Origin of the sequence: Pseudomonas syringae group sp. J248-6 (assembly GCF_032586995.1) — a bacterium.
GTDB classification, from domain to species: domain Bacteria; phylum Pseudomonadota; class Gammaproteobacteria; order Pseudomonadales; family Pseudomonadaceae; genus Aquipseudomonas; species Aquipseudomonas amygdali.
In genome coordinates, this window is record NZ_JAWHOP010000031.1 from 54,738 (window position 1) to 61,001 (window position 6,264).

Below are 6,264 nucleotides of genomic sequence, written 5' to 3' on the forward strand. Positions count from 1 at the left end.
CCCATGTTCGGTATCAGCTTCTCTGAACTGCTGCTTGTCGGCCTGGTTGCCTTGCTGGTACTGGGTCCCGAGCGCCTGCCGGGTGCGGCACGCACCGCAGGCCTATGGATCGGCCGGTTGAAGCGCAGCTTCAATGCGATCAAACAGGAAGTTGAACGTGAAATCGGGGCCGACGAAATTCGTCGGCAGCTGCACAACGAGCACATTATTTCGCTGGAAGACGAAGCGCGGAAAATGTTCGCGCAGAATCAGCACCCCGAGACCACTTACGAGCCGGTAAGCCCGCAGCCAGCCCCGGCGCAGGCCGACGCCGCCAATACCGGTCACAACACGCTCGGCCCAGCGGAACCTGCGGCACCGAAAACCGCACTGTCGCTGGAGAAAACCGCGAAGCCAGTCGATGTCGGCACGCCGGTCCCGACGCCTCCCGCCCACGATTCGTCATTGCCACCGCGAGCACCATGAGCGCTGATATCCCGGAAAACGATCAGCAAATGCCGCTGATCTCGCATCTCACCGAGCTGCGTACACGTCTGTTGCGTTGTGTCGCGGCAGTGTTCCTGATTTTTGCCGGTCTGTTTTACTTCACGCAGAAGATCTACACGCTGGTGTCGGCCCCGTTGCGCGTCTATCTGCCTGAAGGTGCGACGATGATCGCCACCGACGTGGCCTCGCCGTTCATCACGCCGTTCAAGCTGACCATGATGGTCGCGCTGTTTCTGTCCATGCCGGTCATCCTGCACCAGATCTGGGGCTTTATCGCGCCGGGCCTGTACAAGCACGAGAAGCGCGTTGCAGTGCCATTGCTGGTGTCGAGCATCATCCTGTTCTACGCAGGCATGGCCTTCGCGTACTTTTTGGTCTTCCCGCTGATTTTCCACTTCTTCGCCAGCGTTACACCAGAAGGCGTGTCGATGATGACCGACATCGCCAGTTATCTGGACTTCGTGATGACGCTGTTCTTCGCCTTCGGCGTGGCCTTCGAAATCCCGGTGGCCGTGGTGTTGCTGGTGTGGATCGGCATCGTCGACGTCAAATACCTGAAGAAGATCCGCCCTTACGTGATCATCGGCTGCTTCGTGGTCGGCATGATCCTGACGCCGCCGGACATCTTCTCGCAGACGCTGCTGGCGGTGCCAATGTGGCTGCTCTTCGAGCTGGGCGTACTGTGCAGCAAGATGATCAAGAAGCGTGGCGAACATCCGGACGATCAGGCCGAGGACGCTGAAAAGCAGGATCAGCCGCCCGCGACCACACCGTGAACCTGCTGTTGCTTGAGGAAGCCGATTTCATTGCGGCTGACCGGGTGGTCCTGCGTGACCGCCGCCTGAAGCACATGCAGGAGGTGCATCGCGCAGAGATCGGCGACAGTCTGCGCGTCGGCCGCATCAATGGCCTGCTGGGCAGCGCCGAACTGCTGCGCCTTGAGCCTCATGAAGCAGAGCTGCGTGTTTCGCTGGATAGCGCCCCGCCGGTAAAACTGCCCCTCACCCTGTTGCTGGCACTGCCACGTCCCAAGATGTTACGCCGGGTGTTTCAGACCGTCGCGACCATGGGCGTGCCGAAAGTCATCCTGCTGAACAGCTACAGGGTTGAAAAAAGCTTCTGGCAGACGCCATTTCTGGAGCCCGAGGCCATTCGCGAGCAGTTGATTCTTGGGCTGGAGCAGGCACGCGATTCTGTGCTGCCGGAAATCGTCATCGAAAAGCGCTTCAAGCCTTTCGTTGAAGATCGCTTGCCGCAGATCGCGCTCGACACACTGGGCCTGGTTGGCCATCCCGGTGATTTCCCCGCCTGCCCTCGTGCGGTCACAGAGCAAGTCACGCTGGCCATCGGCCCTGAAGGGGGCTGGATACCCTACGAAATCGATCTGTTGCGTCAGTCAGGTTTGCAGCCCGTGCAATTGGGCGAACGTATCCTGCGCGTCGAAACCGCTGTAACGGCCCTTCTCGCCCGCTTGTTCTAAGCTGTCAGTGTCGACTCAATCGCTTCAGTTAACCGATAACTGGCCGATGCAATTGCATACTTAGAGCAAAAGACGTCAAGGAGTGATCATGTCTCGTGGGTTATCCAAAAGCCTCGCCAATGCGAGTGTCAGCCTGAAATTGGCGATCGGCTTTGGCCTGGTGCTGTTGATGACGCTGATGATTTCGGCCACCGGCTGGTTCAGCAATCAGGCCCTTATTGATCGTGGGGACCGTGTTACTGCGATTGCGCAGGTCAATGAGCTGACCCTTCAGTTGCGCATCAACCGTATGAGCTACGAGGCGCTGTACAACGCAGAGACCGCAGCGAAGGTCAGAAATACGCTCGATCAGCTGGACGCCGCGCTGCAAAGCGCCAGGAACCTGCTGCGATCCCCCGAGAACCTGCAATTGCTGGATGCCCAGATTCAGGCGACCCGCGACTACCGCCAGTCCTTCGAGGACATGAGCAAGGCGATCGAAACCCGCGAAGCGAGCCGCAGCCAGATGGGCGAAAACGCCGACAAGGCGGTGGATCAGGCCGACAGGATCGAAGCCGAACTGCTCAAGGAAGATAACATCCTGGCCTTCAATGGCATCGTCGGCGTCAGCAAGCTGATTCAGCAGGCGCGTTTTCAGGTACGTGGTTACACCTACAGCGGCCGTCCCGATTTCGAAAAAGACGCCAATAAGGCCATCGATGACGCGGTGACCGGGATCAACACGCTGGCTGGCGACATTTCTTCCACTTATTCGCCCATGCTGCAACAGGCCATCGCCGGGCTCAATGGCTACCGCGCGGCTGTGGGCCGCTACCGCGATGCCCAGGCCGCCTCCAAGGCCGCACTGGATAAAATGACCACGTTGGGCGTCAGCATGCTCGACACCAGCAACGACCTGATCATCCGGCAGAACAAGAGCCGTGACGCAGACAGCGCCAAGTCGGTCACGATGATCGCTGCCGCTACGGCGTTGGCGCTGATGCTGAGCATTCTTGCGGCGTGGGTCATCACTCGCCAGATCACCACCCCGCTGCAGGAGACCCTTGAGGTCGTAGAGCGGGTGGCCTCGGGCGACCTGAGCCGCAACCTCAACGTTGATCGCAAGGACGAGTTGGGCAAGCTGCAGGCCACGATCCAGCGCATGACCGTCAGCCTGCGCGAGCTGGTAGGCGGAATTCGCGATGGCGTGACCCAGATCGCCAGCGCGGCGGAAGAGCTGTCAGCGGTCACCGAACAGACCAGTGCCGGGGTCAACAGCCAGAAGGTCGAGACCGATCAGGTCGCCACCGCCATGCATGAAATGACTGCGACCGTTCAGGAAGTCGCGCGCAACGCCGAAGAAGCCTCTGAAGCAGCCGTCGCCGCCGACCAGCAGGCCCGTGATGGTGAGCGAGTGGTCAACGAGGCCATTGCGCAAATCGAACGCCTAGCCTCTGCGGTGGGCAACTCCAGCGAAGCGATGGGCGCGCTGAAACAGGAAAGCGACAAGATCGGCAGCGTGCTGGACGTCATTAAATCGGTCGCCGAACAGACCAACCTGCTGGCGTTGAACGCCGCTATCGAGGCAGCCCGCGCCGGTGAGGCCGGTCGGGGCTTTGCGGTGGTTGCCGATGAGGTACGCAGTCTGGCGCAGCGCACGCAGAAATCCACCGAAGAGATCGAAGCACTGATTGCCGGCCTGCAAAGCGGCACACAGCAGGCCACAACGGTCATGGACAGCAGTCGCGAGCTGAGCACCAGCAGCGTTGAACTGACCCGTAGGGCCGGAGGATCGCTGGAAAGCATCACCAAAACCGTCTCGGCGATCCAGGCGATGAATCAGCAGATCGCCGCCGCCGCCGAAGAACAGAGCGCCACCGCCGAAGAGATCAACCGCAGCATCATCAATGTCCGCGATGTGTCCGAACAGACGTCTGCGGCCAGTGAAGAGACCGCGGCGTCCAGTGTCGAACTGGCCAGACTGGGCAACCATCTGCAGTTGCTGGTGAGTCGCTTTACTGTCTGACCTTGCAGTATCCAGCCCGCGCCAGCACTGAGCGCGGGCTTCTTTTCCCGCAAAAACGTGACACCTTTCACCCCTCTTTCGTGCTCGGAAATATCCTACGACCTTCTCAGGTCACGCAATGAATCACCACGCCGATGCGCTCACAACGCATGTTCTGACTCACCCGGAACATGCTTTTGTTCGCTCATTGCAGGAGATTCCAATGTTCCGACTGATCAATCACGCGCTCGGCAACATGAACGTCAGATTCAAGCTGTCCCTGGGTTTCGGCCTGGTGCTGCTATTGACGCTGATCATCACACTGACCGGCTGGCATGGCCTGTACACCATGATCGACCGCTCCGAGTCGCTCTCGGACATTGCCCAGCTCAACAGCCTCACCAAAGACCTGCGTGCCGAACGCATCACCGATCGCGTGGAAAAAACGCCAGAAAGCACGGCATTGGTGACAGACAAACTCAACGAAATGAAAGCCCAGCTCACAGCGCTGCACCGACAGAGCCTCGAGGCAGAAACCACTACGCTGCTCAACGGACAGTTTGAGACGGTAAGCAGACTCGAGAAAACCTTCGCCGACGTCCGGACCAACCGTCAGACCCGTAACCAGGTACGCACCCGCCTGGAGCAGACGTCAGAGCAGGCCTTGCAGGCCATCGCACTGGTTGAGAGTGAGGTGCTCAAGAGCGTAAGCCAGGAACAGGACAGCACTGAGCGGATGGAGGAATTCACCAACATTTCCCAGCTCAGGCAGCAGGTGCAGATCGCTCGTTATCAGGTACAGGCCTACACCTTCACCACTCGCGATGCCGATGAAGCCGCAGCCATTGTCGCCATCGACGAAGCACTCAAGGAAATCGGGCAGATCGGGCAGGATGAGGGCAATGAAAGCCTTCAGGGCCTGGTAGCCGCCACTACAGCCCTTCAGGGCTATCGGGAAAGGCTCAACGAGTTCAAACAGATACAAACCAAAGCCGAGGCGGATCAGGAACTTATGGAAAGTCTCGGCGAGCAGTTGCTGGACTCGGTCGCCGCGCTGAACCGTCTGCAAACCGCTCAGCGCGACAGCGAAGCAGTCAATTCCAGCACCACCCTGAGCAGTGTTGCGGGCCTGGCGCTGCTGATCGGGTTGCTGGCCGCCTGGGTCATGACCCGGCAGATCACCGTACCGTTACAGCAGACGCTGCTTGTCGCAGCACGCATCGCTCAGGGTGATCTGAGTCGGGACATGTCGGTGACCCGTCGTGACGAAATGGGTCAGTTACAAGGCAGTATGCAGACCATGACGGTCAGCCTGCGCGAGCTGGTCGGCGGTATCAGCGAGGGCGTATCGCAGATCGCCAGCGCGGCCGAGCAGTTGTCAGCGGTGACCAAGCAGACCTGCATCGGGGTCACTAGCCAGAAAGACGAAACCGACCAGGTGGCCACAGCCATGAATGAAATGGCCGCGACGGTGCAGGAAGTCGCGCGTAATGCTCAGGAGGCTTCCCAGGCCGCGGCTCAGGCGGACCAACAGGCCCGCAGCGGTGACGAGGTTGTAGGGCGGGCAATCAGTCAGATCGAGCAACTGGCTCGCGAGGTGGTGAACTCTACCCATTCGATGAGCGAACTCAAGCTGGAAAGCAACAAGATCGTCGGCGTTCTTGACGTAATCAAGTCTGTTTCGCAGCAAACCAACCTGCTGGCCCTGAATGCGGCCATTGAGGCAGCTCGCGCCGGTGAAGCCGGGCGTGGTTTTGCAGTGGTCGCCGATGAGGTACGCGGCCTGGCGCAACGCACGCAAAAGTCCACAGAAGAGATCGAGGAATTGATCGCCGCACTGCAAACCGGCACTCAGCAGGTAGCAACCACGCTGGACAACAGCCGCACCCTGACTGACAACACCGTTGAACTGAGCCGCCGCGCGGGAAGCGCGCTGGAGCAAATCACCCGCACAGTGGCGACCATCCAGCACATGAACGAACAGATCGCCACCGCCAGCGAAGAACAGAGCGTGGTTGCCGAACAAATCAACCGTAACGTCATCAGCGTACGCGACATCTCCGAACAGACCGCAGCCGCCAGCGAGCAAACCGCAGCCTCCAGCGTCGAACTCGCCAGACTGGGCACTCACTTGCAGACATTGGTGGGGAAATTTAGGGTGAGCTGAACCACCATTGCACCCACAGGCGGCCCGGCGAACACCATCGTGCCCATGCTCCGCGTGGGCATACCGGTCCGGACGCTCCGCGTCCTCTGACGACGCAGAGCGTCGTGAACTGCATTCCCACGCTGGAGCGTGAGGAACGAGCGTCGT

General features: G+C 59.9%; 5 protein-coding genes and 1 pseudogene. All 6 read left to right on the forward strand.

Annotation, left to right across the window (positions count from 1 at the left end; all coding sequences use genetic code 11):
- Positions 1 to 3: 3 nt before the first annotated feature.
- The 6 genes and pseudogenes from tatB (at position 4) to RYC17_RS27100 (ending at position 6,117) form a co-directional block, all read left to right on the forward strand.
- A complete protein-coding gene (gene tatB / locus RYC17_RS25215) occupies positions 4 to 465 on the forward strand; it encodes a Sec-independent protein translocase protein TatB (RefSeq protein ID WP_316904693.1) in 462 nt (153 codons plus the stop codon).
- The gene (gene tatC, locus RYC17_RS25220) at positions 462 to 1,262 is read left to right on the forward strand and encodes a twin-arginine translocase subunit TatC (protein ID WP_058402815.1); all 801 of its coding nucleotides are present in this window, start codon (positions 462 to 464) and stop codon (positions 1,260 to 1,262) included. The genes tatB and tatC overlap by 4 nt, the downstream gene beginning before the upstream one ends.
- Positions 1,259 to 1,966, forward strand: coding sequence for a 16S rRNA (uracil(1498)-N(3))-methyltransferase (locus tag RYC17_RS25225; protein ID WP_316904694.1), 708 nt, complete (start codon positions 1,259 to 1,261; stop codon positions 1,964 to 1,966). Before tatC ends, RYC17_RS25225 begins: the two co-directional genes overlap by 4 nt.
- Positions 1,967 to 2,135: 169 nt before the next feature.
- Positions 2,136 to 3,971, forward strand: a complete 1,836-nt coding sequence (locus tag RYC17_RS25230) for a methyl-accepting chemotaxis protein (protein WP_410478471.1) — start codon at positions 2,136 to 2,138, stop codon at positions 3,969 to 3,971.
- Positions 3,972 to 4,206: 235 nt separating this feature from the next.
- Positions 4,207 to 5,259, forward strand: a pseudogene (locus RYC17_RS27095) (methyl-accepting chemotaxis protein); the annotation flags it as partial.
- Between the two features lie 141 nt (positions 5,260 to 5,400).
- Complete coding sequence (locus tag RYC17_RS27100) at positions 5,401 to 6,117, forward strand: methyl-accepting chemotaxis protein (protein ID WP_410478472.1); 717 nt, start codon at positions 5,401 to 5,403, stop codon at positions 6,115 to 6,117.
- Positions 6,118 to 6,264: the final 147 nt, after the last annotated feature.

Bases quoted from the DNA above. Each gene is read 5' to 3' on its own strand.
- tatC (WP_058402815.1), top strand. From the start codon at position 462: ATGAGCGCTGATATCCCGGAAAACGATCAGCAAATGCCGCTGATCTCG.
- tatB (WP_316904693.1), top strand. From the start codon at position 4: ATGTTCGGTATCAGCTTCTCTGAACTGCTGCTTGTCGGCCTGGTTGCC.
- RYC17_RS27100 (WP_410478472.1), top strand. From the start codon at position 5,401: ATGAATGAAATGGCCGCGACGGTGCAGGAAGTCGCGCGTAATGCTCAG.
- RYC17_RS25230 (WP_410478471.1), top strand. From the start codon at position 2,136: ATGACGCTGATGATTTCGGCCACCGGCTGGTTCAGCAATCAGGCCCTT.